General features: G+C 70.4%; 16 protein-coding genes. 15 read left to right on the plus strand and 1 reads right to left on the minus strand.

The window, feature by feature from the left end; translation table 11 throughout:
- Positions 1 to 20: 20 nt before the first annotated feature.
- The gene (locus ASC58_RS18750) at positions 21 to 1,079 is read left to right on the plus strand and encodes an NAD(P)-dependent alcohol dehydrogenase (RefSeq protein WP_056920346.1); all 1,059 of its coding nucleotides are present in this window, start codon (positions 21 to 23) and stop codon (positions 1,077 to 1,079) included.
- A 294-nt stretch (positions 1,080 to 1,373) separates the two neighbouring features.
- Positions 1,374 to 2,210 carry a hypothetical protein gene (locus tag ASC58_RS18755; RefSeq protein ID WP_235529317.1) on the plus strand — a complete coding sequence of 279 codons (837 nt, stop codon included), beginning with the start codon at positions 1,374 to 1,376 and terminating at the stop codon, positions 2,208 to 2,210.
- Between the two features lie 141 nt (positions 2,211 to 2,351).
- Here the strand turns inward: ASC58_RS18755 and ASC58_RS18760 are convergent, their stop codons facing one another.
- Positions 2,352 to 3,155, minus strand: a complete 804-nt coding sequence (locus tag ASC58_RS18760) for a dioxygenase (RefSeq protein WP_056915707.1) — start codon at positions 3,153 to 3,155, stop codon at positions 2,352 to 2,354.
- A gap of 187 nt (positions 3,156 to 3,342) precedes the next feature.
- Between ASC58_RS18760 and topA the strand changes: the two genes are divergently transcribed.
- From topA to ASC58_RS18825, 13 genes are all read left to right on the plus strand, one after another.
- Entirely contained in the window at positions 3,343 to 6,138 is a 2,796-nt protein-coding gene (gene topA, locus ASC58_RS18765; protein ID WP_369796259.1) for a type I DNA topoisomerase, read from the plus strand.
- 102 nt (positions 6,139 to 6,240) lie between these two features.
- Positions 6,241 to 8,493: a VCBS repeat-containing protein gene (locus tag ASC58_RS18770; RefSeq protein WP_082553451.1), complete on the plus strand. Its 2,253-nt coding sequence runs from the start codon at positions 6,241 to 6,243 to the stop codon at positions 8,491 to 8,493.
- A gap of 122 nt (positions 8,494 to 8,615) precedes the next feature.
- On the plus strand, positions 8,616 to 9,977 hold the full coding sequence (locus tag ASC58_RS18775; RefSeq protein WP_056920350.1) for a serine hydrolase: 1,362 nt from the start codon (positions 8,616 to 8,618) through the stop codon (positions 9,975 to 9,977).
- Between the two features lie 187 nt (positions 9,978 to 10,164).
- On the plus strand, positions 10,165 to 10,971 hold the full coding sequence (locus tag ASC58_RS18780) for an ABC transporter ATP-binding protein (RefSeq protein WP_235529318.1): 807 nt from the start codon (positions 10,165 to 10,167) through the stop codon (positions 10,969 to 10,971).
- Complete coding sequence (locus ASC58_RS18785) at positions 10,964 to 11,671, plus strand: ABC transporter ATP-binding protein (protein ID WP_056915703.1); 708 nt, start codon at positions 10,964 to 10,966, stop codon at positions 11,669 to 11,671. The genes ASC58_RS18780 and ASC58_RS18785 overlap by 8 nt, the downstream gene beginning before the upstream one ends.
- Before the next feature lie 72 nt (positions 11,672 to 11,743).
- Positions 11,744 to 13,015 carry an ABC transporter substrate-binding protein gene (locus ASC58_RS18790; RefSeq protein WP_235529319.1) on the plus strand — a complete coding sequence of 424 codons (1,272 nt, stop codon included), beginning with the start codon at positions 11,744 to 11,746 and terminating at the stop codon, positions 13,013 to 13,015.
- A 93-nt stretch (positions 13,016 to 13,108) separates the two neighbouring features.
- Complete coding sequence (locus ASC58_RS18795; protein WP_056915701.1) at positions 13,109 to 13,981, plus strand: branched-chain amino acid ABC transporter permease; 873 nt, start codon at positions 13,109 to 13,111, stop codon at positions 13,979 to 13,981.
- Entirely contained in the window at positions 13,978 to 15,006 is a 1,029-nt protein-coding gene (locus ASC58_RS18800; RefSeq protein WP_056920351.1) for a branched-chain amino acid ABC transporter permease, read from the plus strand. Before ASC58_RS18795 ends, ASC58_RS18800 begins: the two co-directional genes overlap by 4 nt.
- Before the next feature lie 52 nt (positions 15,007 to 15,058).
- Positions 15,059 to 15,835 (plus strand): MerR family transcriptional regulator, encoded by a 777-nt coding sequence (locus ASC58_RS18805; protein ID WP_056917280.1) that lies wholly within the window; start codon positions 15,059 to 15,061, stop codon positions 15,833 to 15,835.
- A gap of 192 nt (positions 15,836 to 16,027) precedes the next feature.
- Positions 16,028 to 16,423 (plus strand): hypothetical protein, encoded by a 396-nt coding sequence (locus tag ASC58_RS18810; RefSeq protein WP_056920352.1) that lies wholly within the window; start codon positions 16,028 to 16,030, stop codon positions 16,421 to 16,423.
- Positions 16,424 to 16,472: 49 nt separating this feature from the next.
- Positions 16,473 to 17,021 carry a hypothetical protein gene (locus ASC58_RS18815; protein WP_056915698.1) on the plus strand — a complete coding sequence of 183 codons (549 nt, stop codon included), beginning with the start codon at positions 16,473 to 16,475 and terminating at the stop codon, positions 17,019 to 17,021.
- Positions 17,022 to 18,506, plus strand: coding sequence for a sensor histidine kinase (locus tag ASC58_RS18820; RefSeq protein WP_056920353.1), 1,485 nt, complete (start codon positions 17,022 to 17,024; stop codon positions 18,504 to 18,506).
- Complete coding sequence (locus ASC58_RS18825; RefSeq protein WP_056920354.1) at positions 18,503 to 19,129, plus strand: response regulator transcription factor; 627 nt, start codon at positions 18,503 to 18,505, stop codon at positions 19,127 to 19,129. The genes ASC58_RS18820 and ASC58_RS18825 overlap by 4 nt, the downstream gene beginning before the upstream one ends.
- Positions 19,130 to 19,131 lie beyond the last annotated feature (2 nt).

Raw genomic sequence — 19,131 nt, forward strand, 5'->3', positions numbered from 1 at the left:
TGAGGCACCGGGAGAGCGCCATGACCGACATCGACAGCAGCATCTCGCTGGACCATCGGCCGGCCGGCGGGGACGAGGGAGCCGGCACGACGCCGACGACCATGCGAGCCGCCGTCCACGAGCGCTACGGCCGACCCGAGGACGTCGTGGCGGTGCGCACCGTGCCCGTCCCCGCGGTCGGCCCGACCGATGTGCTCGTCCGTGTGGCGGCGGCCTCGGTCAACGCCCTGGACTGGCACTACGTCACCGGCCTGCCGATGTTCGCGCGACCGACGCTGGGGCTGCGCCGGCCCAAGCGGCAGGTCCCCGGTGCGGATGTCGCGGGGGTGGTGGAGGCGGTCGGCGCAGACGTCACCCGGCTCCGCCCGGGGGACCGGGTCTTCGGGGAGGTGTCCGGCGGGGCCTATGCGGAGTACGTGGTCGCGCCGGCCGACTGGCTCGTGCCGGTACCGGCCGGGGTCCAGCTGGAGCAGGCAGCCACCATCGGAGTCGCGGCGGAGACGGCCCTCCAGGGGCTGCGCGACTGGGGCGGACTGCAGCCCGGACAGCGGGTGCTGGTCAACGGCGCCTCGGGGGGTGTCGGCAACTTCGCCGTCCAGCTGGCCAAGGCCCTCGGCGCCTCCCACGTGACGGCGGTCTGCAGCACCCACAACCTCGAGGCGGCGCGACGGGCGGGCGCCGACCGGGTCGTCGACTACACCCGCGAGGACCTGCGGGCGGTGGGGGACACCTTCGACCTCTTCTTCGACAACGCCGGCAGCCTGAGCCTGCGCGACAGCCGCCGGCTGGTCGCGGACGGTGGAACGTACGCCATGGTGACCTCGCCCAAGTCCACGTGGCTGCACCCCCTGCCGCGCATGCTGAGCGTCCCGTTCGTCTTCGCGTTCGGCGGTCGCACGGCGCCCGCGTTCAAGGTCGCGTCCCGCAGCCGTTCCGACCTCGAGCTCCTGATCGACCTGGTGGCGCAGGGAAAGGTGAAGCCGGAGATGGATCGGCGCTGGTCGCTGGACGACGCCGCCGAGGCGCTGCGCGTGCAGGGCGAGTTCCACGCTCGCGGCAAGTCAGTCGTCATCCCCTGACCCCAGTTCGGACCCGCCCCGCCCGCCGACCCCCGACCCCCGACCGACCCCTTCCGCGCTTTGGGTGCCCAGACGGTCGGGATTCCGACCACCTGGGCACCCAAACTCCGGCAGCGGGCGGCGTCCACAGGGCTCCCGCTGCCGCCGGGGGATCCACAGGAGTGGACGCGGACGTCGTGAGCTCGCCGGGACGTCGACCACCCTGCCGTCATGGGTGGGGAGCGGCTGTGGGAACGGCGACGGAGTGTCCAGCTGGCCGCAAGCGACAGGGACGGCGTCATCTCTCGAGCGGACTTGCGCGACCTCGGAGTCGACCGCCACTCGGTCGCGCGGGAGGTGGCGGCCGGTCGATGGCGGCTGCACGGTCGCGTCACGGTGGCCGTGCACACGGGGAGCCTCTCACGCACTGCCTGGTGGTGGCGTGCCGTCTGGGAGGTGGGTCACGGCGCGGCGCTGGACGGCATCTCGGCGCTGCACGCAGCCGGACTGGAGAACTTCACGTCCGACGAGGTGCACGTGGCCGTCCCCCACCCGGCGGTGCCGCGACCCGTCGACGGGGTGGTCCTGCACCGCATACGCGACCTGGACCTGGATCGGGACGCGGTCGGCGCGGGTCTGCCGCGGGTCCGATCCGAGGTCGCGACGATTCGCGCCGCGCAGTGGGCGGTCAGTGACCGGCAGGCCGCGCTCATCGTCTGCATGGCCGTGCAGCAGAGGCTCGTCCGAGCCGAGCAGCTGTGCCCCGTTCGGCACCCCGGCGCGCACTACGGCCGGACCCGGTTCGTGCGACGCCTCGTGCGCGACGTGGCTGACGGAGCGCAGTCCCTGGGCGAGCTCGACTTCGCGCGGCTGTGCCGCGAGCGGGGGTTGCCCGTGCCCAGTCGACAGGTGGTCCGTCGTGGCCATCGGGGTCGCCTCTACCTCGACGTGGCCTGGGAGGATCACGGCGTGGTCGTGGAGATCGACGGGGCGCAGCACCGGCAGGGGCTGGCCGTCACGTCGGACAACCTCCGTCGCAACTCGCTCACCCTCGGCGACGACATCGTGCTGACGATCGACCTGATCGGGCTGCGCCTGGAGGAGGACCTCTTCATGGCCCAGGTCGGGCAGGCGCTCCGTCGAGCCGCCTGACCGGCTGCCTCTCTCTTTCTTCCGCGCTTTGGGTGCCCAGACGGTCGGATTTCCGACCGTCTGGGCACCCAAAGCCAGGCCGGGGCGGCGTCGGGGCGGCATCGGGGCCGGGGCGGGGTGGGGCGGGCTTGGAGGGTGGGGCTACGCGAACTGCCAGGAACGCTTGCTCAGGCCGAACCAGAACCCGTCGATGACGCTCTGGTTCTCCAGCGACCCGGACTCGTATGCCGCGCCGAGACTCACGTAGAGGGGGGCCCAGTGCTCGGTGCGCGGGTGGGCCTCGAGGGCAGCGGGGGCCTTGTGGACGAAGTCGAGGATGCCGTCGACATCTTGGCGCTCGAGCGCCTCGGCGGCCCAGTGGTCGAACTCGCTCGAGGCGGCCGGGGGAGTGCCGTCAGGGCCGGCCGACGGGTTGAACCAGCGCAGGTTGTGGGTGGTGAACCCCGAACCCACGATCAGCGTGCCCTCGTCGCGCAGCGGGGCGAGCTTGCGACCGATCTCGAACAGGGCCCTGGGGTCCAGTGTCGGCATCGACATCTGCAGGACGGGGATGTCCGCCTCGGGGTACATCTCGACGAGCGGCACGTAGGCGCCGTGGTCCAGGCCGCGCGACTCGTCCCGGTGGACCGGGGTCTCGGACGACTGCACGAGCTTGGTGATGCTGTCCGCGAGCTCGGGCGCACCCGGGGCGGCATACGTGACGTCGTAGTACTTCTGGGGAAAGCCCCAGAAGTCGTACACGAGGGGGACGTCGCCGGAGGTCGCGCTGAGGGCGAGCGGGGCCTCCTCCCAGTGCGCCGACACCATGAGGATGTTGGTGGGCTTGCCGAAGCGGCCGGACCAGTCGGACAGCTGGCGGGTCCAGCGGGGGTCGTCCGCCAGCGGCGGCGCGCCGTGGCTGAGGTACAGCACGGGCTGCCGCTCGGGCAGGGAGGACTCGGTCATGACATCAGTGTACATCTACTTGAACTTTCAACCAAGTGCTCGAGGCAGACCGCTCAGGACCAGCACCAGGCACGTCCGCGAGACCGGACGAGGCAGATTTGACGGGACCGGCTACCGTCTTTCGCGTTGCCATGTCCACGCTGCGACGAATCCGCAGCACATGGGAGCAGGAACCGAGGAAGAGAACGTGGCTGAAGGGCGCAAGCTCGTCATCGTCGAGTCGCCGGCCAAGGCGAAGACGATCGGCGGATACCTGGGCAAGGACTGGGACGTCGAGGCGTCCGTCGGTCACATCCGCGACATCCCGACCCCGTCGGAGATGCCCGCAGACATCAAGAAGGGCCCGTTCGGCCGGTTCGGCGTCGACGTGGACAACGGCTTCGAGGCCTACTACGTCGTCGACAACGACAAGAAGAAGAAGGTCGCCGAGCTCAAGCGCCTGCTCAAGAACGCCGACGAGCTCTACCTGGCCACTGATGAGGACCGCGAGGGCGAGGCGATCGCCTGGCACCTGCTCGAGGTGCTCAAGCCCAAGGTCCCGGTCAAGCGCATGGTGTTCCACGAGATCACCAAGGAGGCCATCCAGCGCGCCTCCACCAACACCCGTGACCTCGACGTCGCGCTCGTCGACGCCCAGGAGACCCGCCGCATCCTCGACCGCCTGTACGGCTACGAGGTCAGCCCGGTCCTGTGGCGCAAGGTCAAGGCGGGACTGTCCGCCGGCCGTGTGCAGTCCGTCGCCACCCGCATCGTCGTGGAGCGCGAGCGCGAGCGGATGGCGTTCGTCCGTGCGTCCTACTGGGACGTCGAGGGCGACTTCACGCCCGACGGCGCGTCGAACCAGTTCACGGCGCGGCTCAGCTCCGTCGACGGCAACCGCGTCGCCATGGGCCGTGACTTCAACGACGACGGCACCCTGAAGGGCAAGTCGGTCGTCCACCTCGACCAGGCCACCGCGACCTCGATCGCGACCCAGGTGCTCACCTGCCAGGTGGCCGTGACCAGCGTCCAGGAGAAGCCGTACACCCGGCGTCCCAGCGCTCCGTTCACGACCAGCACCCTGCAGCAGGAGGCCTCCCGCAAGCTGCGCCTCTCCTCGAAGAACGCCATGCGCGTCGCGCAGCGCCTCTACGAGAACGGCTACATCACCTACATGCGTACCGACAGCACCACGCTGTCGGAGGCCGCCCTCACCGCCGCGCGCCAGCAGGCCCGGGACCTGTATGGGGCCGAGTACGTCCCCCAGTCGCCTCGCCTCTACGAGAAGAAGGTCAAGAACGCGCAGGAGGCCCACGAGGCCATCCGTCCCGCCGGGGACCGCTTCCGGACGCCGGCGCAGGTGGCCGGCGAGCTGCGCGGTGACGAGTTCGCGCTCTACGAGCTGATCTGGAAGCGCACCGTCGCCTCGCAGATGGCCGACGCGCGTGGCTCGACCGCCACCGTGAAGCTCGGCGGCACGCTCGAGGACGGCCGGGTCGTGGAGTTCAGCGCCTCCGGAACGGTCATCACGTTCCGCGGCTTCCTCGCGGCATACGAGGAGGGTCGTGACGAGGAGCGCGCGTCCAAGGCCGCCGAGGCCGAGGAGGAGCGCCGCCTCCCGAAGCTGAGCGAGGGCGTCTCCCTCACCGTCGTCCGGGCCGAACCGGACGGCCACGAGACCACGCCGCCGCCGCGCTACACCGAGGCGACGCTCGTGAAAGCCATGGAGGAGAAGGGAATCGGTCGTCCGTCGACCTACGCCTCCACCGTCGGCACGATCCAGGACCGTGGCTACGTCAACACGCGTGGCTCGGCCCTGATCCCGACCTGGCTCGCGTTCGCCGTGACGCGGCTGCTTGAGGAGCACTTCACCGAGCTCGTCGACTACGACTTCACGGCCTCGATGGAGGAGGACCTCGACCGCATCGCGGGCGGCGACGCACAGCGCGCGGAGTGGCTCAAGCGGTTCTACTTCGGTGAGGGTGATGGGGCGCTCGTCGGCTCCGAGCCTGGCCTGCCCGACGCGGGCAACGCGCACCTGGGCCTCAAGCAGCTCGTCGAGGACCTCGGTGACATCGACGCCCGCGCGATCTCGACGATCGACATCGGCGAGGGGATCGTCGTCCGCGTCGGCCGCTACGGCCCGTACGTCGAGGAGACCGTCCCGCGCGGTGTCGACCTGTCGACCGGTGAGATGACCGACGACGCCGACACCACGCCGCGTCGCGCCACCATCAACGACGACATCGCCCCCGACGAGATGACCCCGGCCAGGGCGCGTGAGCTGCTCGAGCAGTCCGCCGACGACGGCAAGGTCCTGGGCCAGGACCCGGAGAACGGTCGCGACATCGTGGCCAAGGCCGGGCGCTACGGGCCGTACGTCACCGAGGTCCTCGACGAGGAGACCGCGGCGCTCAAGGGCAAGAACAAGGTCAAGCCGCGCACCGCGTCGTTGTTCAAGGACATGGACCTCGCGACCATGGACCTCGAGACCGCGCTCAAGCTGCTCAGCTTGCCCCGCGTCGTCGGCACCTCCACGGAGGAGGACGGCAGCGTCGTCGAGATCACGGCGCAGAACGGCCGGTACGGCCCCTACCTCAAGAAGGGCACCGACTCCCGGTCCCTGGTCACCGAGCAGCAGCTCTTCGACATCACGCTCGAGGAGGCGCTGGCGATCTACGCCCAGCCCAAGCAGCGCGGCCGCGCCGCCTCGGCGCCGCTCAAGGAGCTCGGCAACGACCCGGTGTCCGGGCGCCCGATGGTGGTCAAGGACGGCCGGTTCGGTCCGTACGTCACCGACGGCGAGACCAACTCGACCCTGCGCAAGGGCGACGAGCCCGAGTCGATGACGCCCGAGCGTGGTGCCGAGCTGTTGGCCGAGAAGCGCGCCAAGGGTCCGACGACCCGCAAGCGCGCGGCCAAGAAGGCCCCGGCCAAGAAGGCTGCGAAGAAGACGACCGCCAAGAAGACCACCACGAAGAAGGCCGCCGCCAAGAAGGCCTGAGGAACGTTGCCGGTTCGCGCAAGTTCCGCCGCTCCCGGCCCGCGACGCGCCGTACCCGTCTAGGCTCCCGCCAGCATCAGCTGGAACTGGGGAGCAGAGGGTATGGCGCGTCGTCGCGTTCGGGGAATGGTCGCCGTGGTCGGTGGGGTCGTCGCGACCCTCGTGTCGGGTCTGCTGACCGCCACACCAGCCAGCGCCGCGGCCGGACCGGTCATCACGTCCATCTCGGTGAGCACCAACGCCGTCAAGGCGCCAGGCGAGGTGGTGCTGTCCTACACCGCGACCACCACCGCCCCCGTGGACGAGGCTCTGGCCGGGTACAAGGACCCAGCCGGCCGGCTCTACTCGGTCAACCTGTCGAAGGGAACGTCAGGCTCGGGGACCCGGAAGGTGCCGGACGGGGTGCAGAACGGGACGTGGACGTTGCAGTACGTCTTCCTCACGTACTCCCCGAACGACTTCACGTACGCCTGCAACCCGTCGTACGCCAGCACTAACGCCAAGTGCACCGAGACCCGGGACCTGTCGCCGTACGACGTCGTGGTGTCGGGGTCCACCGAGGACTTCGACGCGCCGGTGCTGCGATCCGTGTCGGTGACCCCCACGACAGCCGCTCCGTCCGCACCTCTGACCGTCAGCTTCCGGGCCGATGACGTACTCGGCGTCGCGGACGTGAAGGCGACCTGGAAGCACAGGACTCGAGCGGACTGGGTCACCACCCAGTTCAGCGGGCGCAATGGCCTCGCCGACGGTGAGTACACGCAGAACCTCCCGGCAACCATCTACAACGGTGAATACGACCTCCAGTCGCTGGTGCTGAAGGACCCCAACGGTTTCCGCTCCACCTATGCGTCCGACGGCTCTGTCACCTATCAGGCCTCGCCGGGCATCTTCTTTCCGCAGCCGGTGCGCCCACCAGGCACCCACACGATCGACTTCAGCGCCGCGACCTTCCATCTCACTGGCTCCACGGTGGACGGCGATGCGCCCGTCATCACGAGCCTTGCCCTGCAGCGTCCCTCTCCTTCGGCGAAAGATCCGACAGGGCTGCGCTTCACCGCCACAGACCGTCAAGGTGGGGTCAGCTTCATGAACTCGACCTGGGCTGTCGAGCCCGGCGGCGGCAGCACAGGACCGCTGGCGGCGTTCGACCTCGCGTTGAACGATGTTCTCCCGTTGCCGGGAACCCCGGGTGCGACTTATCGGCTGAGCACCATTCGGATCAAGGACCGGCAGGGAAACCTGGCCACCTACTCCCGCGACGGTGTCGTGCTGTTGGCCGACGGGACCACAACGACCCATGCGCTGAACTTCCCGTCGCTCGACTTCACGCTGCGGCCGAGCGCTCCTCGGGTCCAGGCCCGAAGTCGTCCCCAGTCGGCCAAGCTCTCGGTGACCTCGTTCGGCAGTGGCGCGGGTGTCACGGGGTACAGGGTCGTGGTGAGTCCGGGTGGCAAGGTCCTGAACCTTTCAGCGCCCGACGCCACGGGCCTGGCCGAAGCGCAGGTCAACGGTCTGACGAACGGGATCCCCTACACGATCGCGGTCACGCCGCAGAGCAACGTCGGGCCCGGTCCCACGACGACGGTGTCAGTGACGCCGATGATCTCCGGGAACGTCTGGGGAGCCGGGGACGTGAACATCGACCGGCGCGACGACCTCTTCGCGCGACTGCCGGCAGGACAGGTGCGGCTCTACCGTGGCGCCGGGTTCCCGAAGTTCAAGGCCGCAACCACCGTCACGGACCTCCCTTCGAGCCGCAACTTCCCGTCGGGCCGGATCTACGGGTACACGGCGTTCCTCACGATCAACCAGAACGGTGGCCTCGAGGGAAACATGGTCGACCGGGACGGGAAGTCGCTCGGGTCGACCATCAGCGGGACCGGCTGGGGGAGCATGCGCTCCATCGACGGCAGCGCCGACTTCTCGGGCGATGGTCTGCCCGACATCGTGGCGGTGACGTCGACCGGTGCGATGCGGCTCTACAAGGGCAACGGCCAGGGGAGGTTCGCCGCGGGGACCCAGATCGGGACCGGCTGGGGTTCGATGGTCCGGGTCTTCGTCCCCGGGGACGTGACCGGTGACCGCAGGGCCGATGTCATGGCGGTCGACGCGACCGGGGTCCTGTGGATCTACCGCGGCAATGGCAAGGGTGCTCTGACCTCGCGGGTCAAGGTCGGCTCGGGCTGGGGTGGGCTCGGTGCGCTGTTCTCTGCGCGCGACGCGAACGGTGACAGCCGTGGCGACCTCGGGGCGATCACGATGAACGGTGAGCTGCGGTTCTACAAGGGCCGCGGCAACGGCACCTTCACCGGCGCGACCGTCGCCGGCACCGGCTGGGGCTCCTTCCTCTAGAACCAGCCGGTCGACCCCGCCCACGAAACTGCGCTCTGCCCATGGAACTTCGTGGGCAGAGCGCACTTTCGTGGGCTGGGTGGCAACCCGCGCGCCAACGGTGGCGGCTACGGTGAGGCACCATGCCGCTCGAGACCACGACCGTCGCCGCCCTGGACCGCAGGCTCGCCGAGGAGCAGTCGACCTGCCGCCTCCCGTCCATCGCTGCCGGCCTGGTCCGCGGTGGGGAGCTGGTCTGGTCCGGTGCCGTCGGCACGGTCGACGGTCGCAAGGACGGTGAACCGGCCACCGACGACACGCAGTACCGCATCGGCTCGATCACCAAGACCTTCGTCGGCGTCGAGGTGCTGCGCCTGCGGGACGAGGGTGCCCTGGACCTGTCCGACCGGATCGACGCCCACCTGCCCGAGACCTCCGACAGCGAGTTCGGGCACGTCTCGGTGGCCCAGCTGCTCTCGCACAGCTCCGGGCTGCAGGCGGAGACCAACGGCCCGTGGTGGGAGCGCACCGAGGGCGGCGACTGGGCAGCTCTGCTCGCCAGCCGTCCCGGCCTGCGGTTTCGCCCCGGCGCCCGCTTCCACTACTCCAACACCGGGTACGCCGTCCTCGGCGAGCTCGTCGGCCGGCTGAGGGGAGTGCCGTGGGACGAGGCGGTCCGCACCGGCCTCCTCCACCCCCTCGGTATGGCGCGGACCTCCCTTCGCCCGCAGGCCCCCAGCGCCCCGGGCTGGGCCGTGCACCCGCTGGCCGACCTCGTCCACGTGGAGCCCGAGCACGACGCCGGGGCGCTGGCACCGGCCGGCCAGCTGTGGTCCACGGTGTCGGACCTGGCGCGCTGGGCGGCCTTCCTGGGTGGGCGGACCGAGGGGCTGCTCTCGGCTGCGACGTTGGCGGAGATGTGCCTGCCGATCGTCGTCAACGACAACCCCGGCCAGGCGTGGACCGCGGCGCACGGACTCGGGTGGCAGGTGTGGAACCTCGAGGGCCGCAGGTTCGGTGGCCACGGCGGCTCGATGCCGGGGTTCCTCGCCGGGCTGCGGGTCGACCTCGAGACCGGTGACGGCGTCGTGGTGTTCGCCAACGCGACCTCCGGGATGGGCACGATCACCGTCGACCTGATGACCCTGCTCGCGGAGCGCGAACCCCTCCCGCCGACCCCGTGGACCGCCGACGCCGAGCAGGTGGGCGGACTGGAGCTGGTGGGGGACTGGTACTGGGGGACGACGGCATACTCGCTGCGGTTGGCCGCCGACGGCGGGCTGGTCCTGGGCGAACCCGGGCTGAAGCGTGGCTCGCGGTTCAAGCGCACCGAGACCGGCTGGGTCGGGCTCGACAGCTACCACGAGGGGGAGCCGCTGGTGGCGCACCGTGGCCCCGACGGGCACGTCAGCCACCTCGACCTCGCCTCGTTCCGGTTCAGCCGCACGCCGTACGACCCGACCGCGCAGATCCCCGGGGACGTCCACCCCGACCGCTGGCACTGACCGCACCCGAGCGCGGGAGGGCCTCGCGAGGCCCTCCCGCGCCTCGATCAGGTATGTGGGGCCCGGACATGTTCTCTGGTGGCTCTGTGTCGAGGGCGGCCATGTCCGGGGTCACTGGGCGCCCCTAGTGTTCTGCAGAACCGCGACGGTCCCCCTGCCGTCGCACCAGCCGCACGAGGAGGTGCCGGTGCCCACCGAGGCCAGCCCGAAGGCATCAGGCTCAGCAGGTCGAGCAGCATCAGCCCTGCTCGAGACCCGCGACCTGACCAAGGAGTTCCGCGGCTTCCGCGCCGTCTCCGACGTGAGCCTGCGGGTCGTCGAGGGCACCGTGCACGCCTTGGTCGGCCCCAACGGCGCCGGCAAGACCACGCTGTTCAACCTCCTGACCGGCTTCCTCACGCCGACGTCGGGCGAGGTCCTCCTCGCGGGCCGCGACGTGACCGGTATGCAGCCGGAGCAGATCGCGCACCTCGGCATCGCCCGCTCGTTCCAGATCACCAGCCTGTTCGACCAGATGAGCGTCGTCGACCACGTCGAGCTCGCCCTCGCCTCGCCCACCGGGCTCGGCTACCGGTTCTGGCGGTCGAGCTCGGCGATGAAGCAGTTCCGCCCGCGAGCGATGGAGCTCCTCGACGAGGTGGGCCTCACCGACCGTTCCGGCGCTGCTGCCGGGTCGCTGGCCTACGGGCAGAAGCGCGCCCTCGAGCTCGCGCTCGCCCTGGCGCTCGACCCCAAGCTGCTGCTGCTCGACGAACCCACCGCAGGCATGGGCCTCGAGGACGTCGACCGGACCATCGCCCTGGTCAAGAAGGTCGCGGCCGGCCGCACCGTCGTGTTCGTCGACCACAACATGCACGTCGTCGGCTCCCTGGCCGACACCGTCACCGTGCTGCAGTCCGGGCAGGTGCTCGCCGAGGGCACCTACGAAGAGGTCCGGAACGACGACAAGGTCATCACCGCATACCTCGGACAGGCCGGAGACCAGCATGTCTGACCAGACCCTGGAGATCGCGGGACTGTCCGCCTGGTACGGCGAGGCCAAGGTCCTCACGGACGTGGACCTGCGGGTCGAACCCGGTGAGGTCGTCACCCTCGTCGGCCGCAACGGCGCCGGCAAGACCACGCTGCTGCGCTCGGTCATGGGACTGCACCGCCAGGTCGAGGGCACCGTCACCTGGGGCGGCGACGACCTCGGCAAGGCCAGCGCCGACAAGCGCGCCCGCGCCGGCATCGGCTGGGTGCCGGACGACCGCGGCATCTACGCCACCCTCACCGTCGCCGAGAACCTCCTGCTCCCGCCGGTCACGAGCAAGGCCGATGCCTGGAGCCTGGACCAGGTCTACGAGCAGTTCCCGGTCCTGCACGAGCGCCGGGACTTCCCCGGCACCAAGCTCAGCGGCGGCGAGCAGCAGATGCTGGCCATCGCCCGGGTGCTGCGGATGGGGTCCACGCTCCTCCTGCTCGACGAGCCCAGCGAGGGCCTCGCCCCGGTGATCGTGCAGCGGATCGGCGAGATCATCCGCCAGATCAAGTCCCAGGGCGTCTCCGTCCTGCTCGTCGAGCAGAACGTGAAGTTCGCCTCCACGGTCGCCGACCGCCACTACCTGCTCGCCCAGGGCCGGGTCGTGGAGTCCCTGGACAACGACAGCTTCCAGTCCCGCACCACCGAGCTCCTCGAGTACCTCGGCATGTAGCCGGGGCTCGAGGCACCTGCACACCGCGTCACCACATCCCACACGCACCACTGAACAACCCCAGGAGGGGACATGCAGCGCACCCGGAACTCGATGTCCAGCTTCGCCCGGAGGCCCTTGGCCCTCGCGGCCACCGCGGTCACCGGCAGCCTCGTGCTCGCCGCCTGTGGCGCCGGAGGCCCGAGCTCGGGCGGCGGCAAGATCAGCGACGACAAGGTCGTCCTCGGTCTGCTCAACGACCAGTCGGGGGTCTACAAGGACCTGTCCGGCCCCAACTCCAAGGTCGCCATCGAGATGGCCGTCGCGGACTACAAGGCCAAGTACGGCGACAAGGCGGTGGCCAAGAACATCGAGATCGTGCAGGCCGACCACCAGAACAAGCCCGACATCGCCAACACCAAGGCGCAGGAGATGTACGACCGCCAGAAGGCCGACATCATCCTCGACGTCCCCACCTCCTCGGCCGCGCTCGCCGTCGCCACGCAGGCCAAGGCCAAGAAGAAGCTGTTCATCGACATCGGCGCCGGCACCACCGCGCTGACCGGCAAGTCGTGCAACAAGTACACGTTCCACTGGGCCTACGACACCTACATGCTCGCCCAGGGCACCGGCGCCACGGCCGTGCAGAACGGTGGCAAGAACTGGTCCATCGTCTACCCCGACTACGCCTTCGGCCAGGACATGACCAAGTCCTTCACCAACGCCGTCACCAAGGCCGGCGGCACGGTGCAGCAGTCCATCGCGACGCCGTTCCCCAACGACAACTTCTCGACCTTCATCACCAAGGCCGAGTCGAGCAAGCCCAACGTCATCGGGATCATGGCCGCCGGCGGCGACCTCATCAACTTCGTCAAGCAGTTCAACCAGGCCGGCCTGCAGGGCAAGACCCAGCTCGCCGTCGGCCTGATGTTCATCACCGACATCCACAGCCTGGGCGTCGACCAGTTCCAGGGCACGCAGTTCACCGACGCGTGGTACTGGAACTTCGACGACCAGAACCGCGCCTGGGCCGACAAGTTCAAGGCCAAGACCCAGACGCGTCCGTCCTTCGCCCACGCCGGCAACTACTCCGCGGCCCTGCAGTACCTCGAGGCCGTGCAGCGCGCCGGCACCGACAACTCCGACGCCGTGGTGAAGGAGCTCGAGGGCAAGAAGCTCAACGACGTCTTCCTGCGCAACGGTGAGGTCCGCGCCGCCGACCACCGCGTCCTGCACGACGCGTACCTGGTCAAGGTCAAGAGCAAGGACCAGGTCAAGGAGGAGTGGGACTACGAGGAGGTCGTCTCAACGATCCCCGCGGCCGAGGCCTTCAACCCGACCGTGAGCACCGACTGCACGATGTGACGGCCCGGACCCGGTGGGAACCCCCCCACCCACCGGGTCCGCACCCTACGCGCACCCTTCCCGCCACCGCCGCACCGACGAACCGGAAGAGCCATGACCGCATTCATCCAGTACACCCTCCAGGGCCTGGCCCTCGGCGGGTTCTACGCCCTGGCCGCCCTGGGCCTGGCGGTGATCTTCGGCGTGCTCGGCGTGGTCAACTTCAGCCACGGCGCCTGCTACATGCTCGGCGCCGTCGGTGCCGCCCTGCTGCTCGACGCGACCGGCCTCGGCTTCTGGGCCGCCCTGCCGATCATCACGGTGGCGATGTTCCTGTTCGGCGTGCTACTGGAACGGCTCTTCGTCCAGTGGCTGCTGCGCCTGGACCCCCTCTACAACTTCCTGCTCACCTTCGGCATCACCTTGTTCCTCGTCGACTTCGTCAAGCGCCGGTACGGCGTCTCGTCGCTGCCCTACGAGCTGCCCGCCGGCCTGCAGGGCCGGGTGAACGTCGGCAGCGTCTCGCTGTCGAGCTACCAGATCTTCGTGGCGGTCTTCTCGGTCGCCCTGTGCCTGGCGGTGTGGCTGCTGCTCACCAAGACGCGGGTGGGCATGATCGTGCGGGCCTCGACCGAGGACGCCGAGCGCTCGCGGGCGCTGGGCATCAACGTCGGCCGCTGGGTCACCCCCGTGTTCGGCTTCGGCATCGCCCTGGCCGGCCTCGCCGGTGTGCTGCGGGCGCCCACGGGTTCGGTCAACGCCGACATGGGCAGCTTCTTCATCATCATCCTGTTCGCCGTGGTCGTCATCGGCGGACTCGGGTCCATCCTCGGCGCAGTGGTGGCGGGCTTCCTCGTCGGACTCGTCGAGGCCTACGGCCAGGGCTACGCCGGGTCGTTCAGCCAGGTCCTCATCTTCGTCCTCATGGCCGTGGTGATCCTGGTCCGGCCCTCGGGCCTGTTCGGTCGCGAGGAGGCCGCATCATGAGCTCCCAGCTGGTGTCCAAGGTCGACGTCGACCTCCCCGACGCCCCGTCCATCACGGCGCAGCGCCCCTACCTGCGGTGGGTGGGCATGGCCGTCGGCCTCCTCGTCGTCCTCGCGCTGCCGTTCTTCATCTACCCGCCGGTCGCGATGGACATCGCCGCCTGGGCGCTGTTCGCGATCTCGGTCGACCTGCTGCTCGGCTACACCGGCCTGCTGTCCTTCGGGCACGCCGCCTTCTGGGGTACGTCGGCATACACGACCGGCCTCATCGCGATCCACGCCGGCCTGCCGTTCCCGGTCGCGGTGCTGGGCGGCGCGGTCTGCGCCATGATCCTGGCGGTGCCGACCGGGTACCTCGCGGTCCGGCGCACCGGCATCTACTTCGCCATGGTGACCTTGGCGTTCGCGCAGATGGTCTACTTCATCGCCAACCAGTGGCGCAGCGTCACCGGCGGCGAGAACGGCCTGCAGGGCGTGCCCAAGAACCTCGGTCCGCTGACCGACCTGATCAACCAGGACCCGTTCTACTTCTACTACGCGGCCCTCCCGCTGATCCTCATCGGCGTCGTCATCGCCTGGCGCACGGTCAACAGCCCGTTCGGCCGGGTCCTGGTCGCCATCCGCGACAACCCGGCCCGCGCCCGCGCCCTGGGTTACGACGTCGAGCGCTACAAGATCATGGTGTTCGTCATCTCGGCGGGCCTGGCCGGCCTGGCCGGTGGGGTGTTCTCCGCCAGCCACGGGTTCGCCTCGCTGCAGGAGCTCATCTGGACGACGTCGGGCAAGGTCGTGCTGATCACCGTCCTCGGCGGCATCGGCACCCTCTGGGGCGGTCCTGTCGGCGCCGCGCTCGTGGTGCTCCTCGAGGACCGGCTCGCCTCCTCGGGGTTCAACGGCATCGGCATCATCACCGGCGCGATCTTCGTGATCATCGTCCTGGCCTTCCGGCACGGCATCTGGGGCACCGCCCGCAACGGCATCGGTTCCTGGCTGCGGTCGCGGCGCCGGGCCCGCGAGGACGCCTGAGTCACGGAACGGCCTTGACCCTCACGCGGCGTGAGGGGTCACAGTGGTCGTCATGACCGAAGGCACGCAGCTGACCATGCTCACGGTGGGGCAGGTGGCCGAGCAGTTCGACCTCACGGTGCGGACCCTGCACCACTACGACGAGATCGGGCTGCTCACCCCCACCGACCGTTCGCGGGCGGGCTACCGGCTCTACACCCCCGACGACCTCACGCGCTTGCAGCACGTGGTGGTCTACCGGCGGCTCGGGTTCACCCTCGAGGAGGTCGCCCTCCTCCTGGACCACCCGGAGAGCGCGGAGCAGCACCTGCGTCGCCAACGCGCAGCGGTCATGTCCCGGCTCGACGAGATGCGCGATCTCGTCGTGGCCATCGACCGAGCACTGGAGCGAGAGATGAACAACCAGCCAGCCAGCACCGAGGACATGAAGGAGCTCTTCGGAGACGGCTTCCACGACAGCCAGACCGAGGCCGAGCAGCGGTGGGGCGACACCGACGCCTGGAAGCAGTCCCAGCAGCGGACCAAGGGGTACACCAAGGCCGACTGGGCGCAGGTCAAGGTCGAGAGCGACGCCCTGCACCAGGGTTTCACCGACGCCATGGACGCAGGGGAGCCCCCGACCAGCGTCGCGGCGATGGACGCGGCCGAGGCGCACCGGCGGCACATCGACGAGCGGTTCTACGACTGCTCGCCCCAGTTCCACCGCAACCTGGCCGACCTGTACACCAGCGACCCGCGGTTCACGGCGACGTACGACGAGATCCGCCCGGGCATGGCGCTCTACGTGCGGGACGCGATCTACGCCAACGCCGACCGCCAGGAGGCCTGACCTCCCTCGCCCGACGACCCACCGGTATGGAGCCGGCTCCCCCTCGAGGGAGCCGGCTCCTCCGCGTGGGGTGGCCGGTCGGAGAAGGGCGCGTGGGTACTACGACCATCGCCCAATACCGCGTGAACCGACCTGAACCGCACAGTGGTCGCACGGTCACAGGTGGTGACCACCTCACGGAAGGACAGAGCGATGAACACCTCCACGAAGAGCGCAGCGGTGGTCCTCGGCGTCGCGCTGGTCGCCACCGTCGGCGCCCAGCCCGCCAGTGCCAAGGGCCTGGACGTCCGCGCCAGCGGCACCTGCTCCAAGGGCAGCGTCTGGAAGCTCAAGGCCAAGGCCGACGACGGTCGTATCCAGACCGAGCTGGAGGTCGACTCCAACCGGGTCGGCCAGGCCTGGTCGGTGCGGCTCTCGGACAACGGCGTCCTGCTCTGGTCGGGGAAGCGCACGACGGTGGCCCCGAGCGGCTCGTTCACCCTGGGCCGCCTCGTCGCGAACCGCGCGGGCACCGACCGCATCAGGGCCACCGCCACCACGGCGTCGACCGGCGAGACCTGCTCCGCCGTCGTGGTCTTCCCCGGATAGGCCCCCTGCACCTCCATCACCCGTCACACTGGTCCCGGAAGGATCTGTCATGAAGCGCACCACCATCACCCTCGCCGCCCTCGTCGTGGCCCTCTTGCCCGCCGCCGCAGGGCTCTGGGGCAACGCCTCCTTCTCCCAGGCGGTCCCCGTGCGGGTCCCGGCCAGCGGCCAGGTCGCCACCGGGACGGCCACGTCGCCCACCGGGACCTCGACCACGGCCGACGACCACGGCGGCGACACCCCCCGTGACCAGCGCACCGAACCCGGTGACGACCGCGACCACAGCGCCACCTCGACGGGCTCCTCCACGTCCTCCGGCCACTCCGGCCGCGGGCACTCGGGTTCGGCCACGCCGAGCGGCACCTCCACCACGGCCGACGACCACGGTGGCCGCACCCCGCGCGACCAGCGGACCGAACCCGGTGACGACCGCGGGTCGGCGACGTCAGGCAGCGCGACGTCCGGCGGCTCCGGTTCGGGGTCCGGTTCGGGGTCTGGTTCGAGCGGATCGGGCTCGAGTGGTTCCGGCTCGGGCGGCCACGGTGGTTCCGACGACAAGGGCGCCGACGACCACGGCGGCCACGGAAGCGACGACTGAGTGACCAGCACCCCCAGCAGCCCGGCCGTCTCGGAGCACCCCTCTCCCGAGACGGCTGCGGCTGTGCCCGCAGCCCCCGCCGACGAGGCCGTCGCCGTGCCCGCCGACGAGGCCGTCGCCGTGCCCTGGGTGACGGTGTCGCGGCCCGTCGTCGAGGCCGAGGTGGACCCACCGGTGCGGCCCAGGCGGGTGCTGCTGCAGCTCATCGCGGGCCTGGTCGCGGTGCTCGTGGTCGTGGGGGTGCTGGGTTCCCTTGCGTCGCAACGGCTCGCCGAGCGCGAAGCCGTCAACGACGCCGCGAACACCGCGGACGTCCTCGCCGATGCCGTGATCGCCCCGTCGCTCAGCGACGCGCTCGTCGCGGGCGACCCGACCGCGCTGGCCGAGTTCGACACCCTCGTGCGCGACCGCATCCTCGGTCCGGCGATCATCCGCGTGAAGCTGTGGGCGCCCGACGGCCGGGTCGTCTACGCCGACGAGCCCCAGCTGGTCGGTCGCACCTTCGCCCTCAGCGAGGACCAGCGCATCGCCCTGTCGGACCCGCAGACCAAGGCCGAGGTCTCCAACCTCACCGGCTCCGAGAACCAGTTCGAGACCGGGGGCAAGGCGCTGGAGGTCTACCGTCCGGTGTGGTTGCCCGACGGGCGCCAGCTGCTCTTCGAGACGTACTCGCCGTACGAGCCGGTCCAGCAGCGGTCCTCCCAGCTGTGGCGCGGCTTCTCCGGGGTGACGCTGAGCAGCCTGCTGCTCCTGGTCGTGCTCATGGCGCCGATCCTCTGGCGCCTCCTTCGCCGCCTGTCCGAGGCCCAGCGGCAGCGCGAACGCCTGCTCGAGCGCACCGTCGACGCCTCCGACGCCGAACGCCGCCGGATCGCGGGGACCCTGCACGACGGTCCGGTCCAGGACCTGGTCGCGACGTCGTTCGTCGCGGCAGGGGCGGCGGCGCGCGCGCAGATCGCGGGCGACGACCGGACGGCTGCCGAGCTGCACGAGCTGGCGGGCTCGGTCCGGGGCAACATCCGGGTCCTGCGCTCGCTGCTCGTCGACATCTACCCGCCGAGCCTGGCCGGGGCAGGACTGGGTACGGCGCTCGCGGACCTCGCGGAGTCCGCGACCAACCGGGGGCTCACCGTCCACCTCGACACCGAGGGGGAGGCGGACCTCGGGCTGGACGAGAGTGAGGAGCGACTCGTGTACGGAGTGGCCCAGGAGTGCCTGCGGAACGCGGCCAAGCACGCCGCACCGTGCACGGTCAGCGTCCGGCTGGCTCGCGAGGAGGGTGACCGGGACGAGGTCGTCCTCGACATCGTCGACGACGGGCCAGGGTTCGACACGGTGCTGCTGCGCGAACCCGCCGACGGCCACTTCGGCCTGCGAGTGCTGGCCGACCTCGCCAGCGACGGGGGTGCGACCCTCCAGGTGGCCTCGGCTCCCGGGGCCGGCACGCACTGGCGGCTGGCCTTGGTTCCCGGGGGTGCCGCGTGATCAGGGTCCTGGTCGTCGACGACCACGCCATGGTCCGCAGCGGCCTCACGGCCCTGCTCGAGGCCAGCGGCGACATCACCGTCGTGGGCCAGGCGCCGGACGGCCGGGTCGCGGTGACCCAGGCCGGCACGCACCAGCCCGACGTGGTCCTCATGGACCTGTCGATGCCGGTCATGGACGGTGCCGAGGCCACGCGCGAGGTGCTCGCCGTCGCCCCGGACGCCAAGGTCGTGGTGCTGACGTCCTTCTCCGACAAGGACCGGGTCAACGCCGCCCTGCGTTCTGGTGCCGTCGGCTACCAGCTCAAGGACGGCGAACCTGCCGAGCTGCTCGCGGCCGTCCGCGCCGCGGCGGCCGGGCACGCCCCGCTCGACCCCAGGGTGGCGCGGGTGCTCCTGCCGACGCCTGGGGAGCAGTCCGGTGACGGCCTGAGCCCGCGGGAGCGCGAGGTGCTGCGGCTCGTCGCACAGGGCCTGGCCAACAAGCAGATCGGCCGCGCGCTGGGCATCAGCGAACGCACCGTGAAGGCGCACCTCGGCCGGGTGTTCCGTGAGATCGGGGTGGTGGACCGGACCAGCGCGGCCCTGTGGGCGCGCGACCACCTCCCCGACGCCACCCTCTGACC

The sequence above is a fragment of the Phycicoccus sp. Root101 genome (assembly GCF_001426245.1).
Classification (GTDB): domain Bacteria; phylum Actinomycetota; class Actinomycetes; order Actinomycetales; family Dermatophilaceae; genus Pedococcus.

Coding starts and splice junctions, on each gene's coding strand:
- ASC58_RS18805 (WP_056917280.1), top strand. CDS start 15,059: ATGACCGAAGGCACGCAGCTGACCATGCTCACGGTGGGGCAGGTGGCC.
- ASC58_RS18785 (WP_056915703.1), top strand. CDS start 10,964: ATGTCTGACCAGACCCTGGAGATCGCGGGACTGTCCGCCTGGTACGGC.
- ASC58_RS18750 (WP_056920346.1), top strand. CDS start 21: ATGACCGACATCGACAGCAGCATCTCGCTGGACCATCGGCCGGCCGGC.
- ASC58_RS18795 (WP_056915701.1), top strand. CDS start 13,109: ATGACCGCATTCATCCAGTACACCCTCCAGGGCCTGGCCCTCGGCGGG.
- ASC58_RS18815 (WP_056915698.1), top strand. CDS start 16,473: ATGAAGCGCACCACCATCACCCTCGCCGCCCTCGTCGTGGCCCTCTTG.
- ASC58_RS18775 (WP_056920350.1), top strand. CDS start 8,616: ATGCCGCTCGAGACCACGACCGTCGCCGCCCTGGACCGCAGGCTCGCC.
- ASC58_RS18800 (WP_056920351.1), top strand. CDS start 13,978: ATGAGCTCCCAGCTGGTGTCCAAGGTCGACGTCGACCTCCCCGACGCC.
- ASC58_RS18760 (WP_056915707.1), bottom strand. CDS start 3,155: ATGACCGAGTCCTCCCTGCCCGAGCGGCAGCCCGTGCTGTACCTCAGC.
- ASC58_RS18770 (WP_082553451.1), top strand. CDS start 6,241: ATGGCGCGTCGTCGCGTTCGGGGAATGGTCGCCGTGGTCGGTGGGGTC.
- ASC58_RS18790 (WP_235529319.1), top strand. CDS start 11,744: ATGCAGCGCACCCGGAACTCGATGTCCAGCTTCGCCCGGAGGCCCTTG.
- ASC58_RS18810 (WP_056920352.1), top strand. CDS start 16,028: ATGAACACCTCCACGAAGAGCGCAGCGGTGGTCCTCGGCGTCGCGCTG.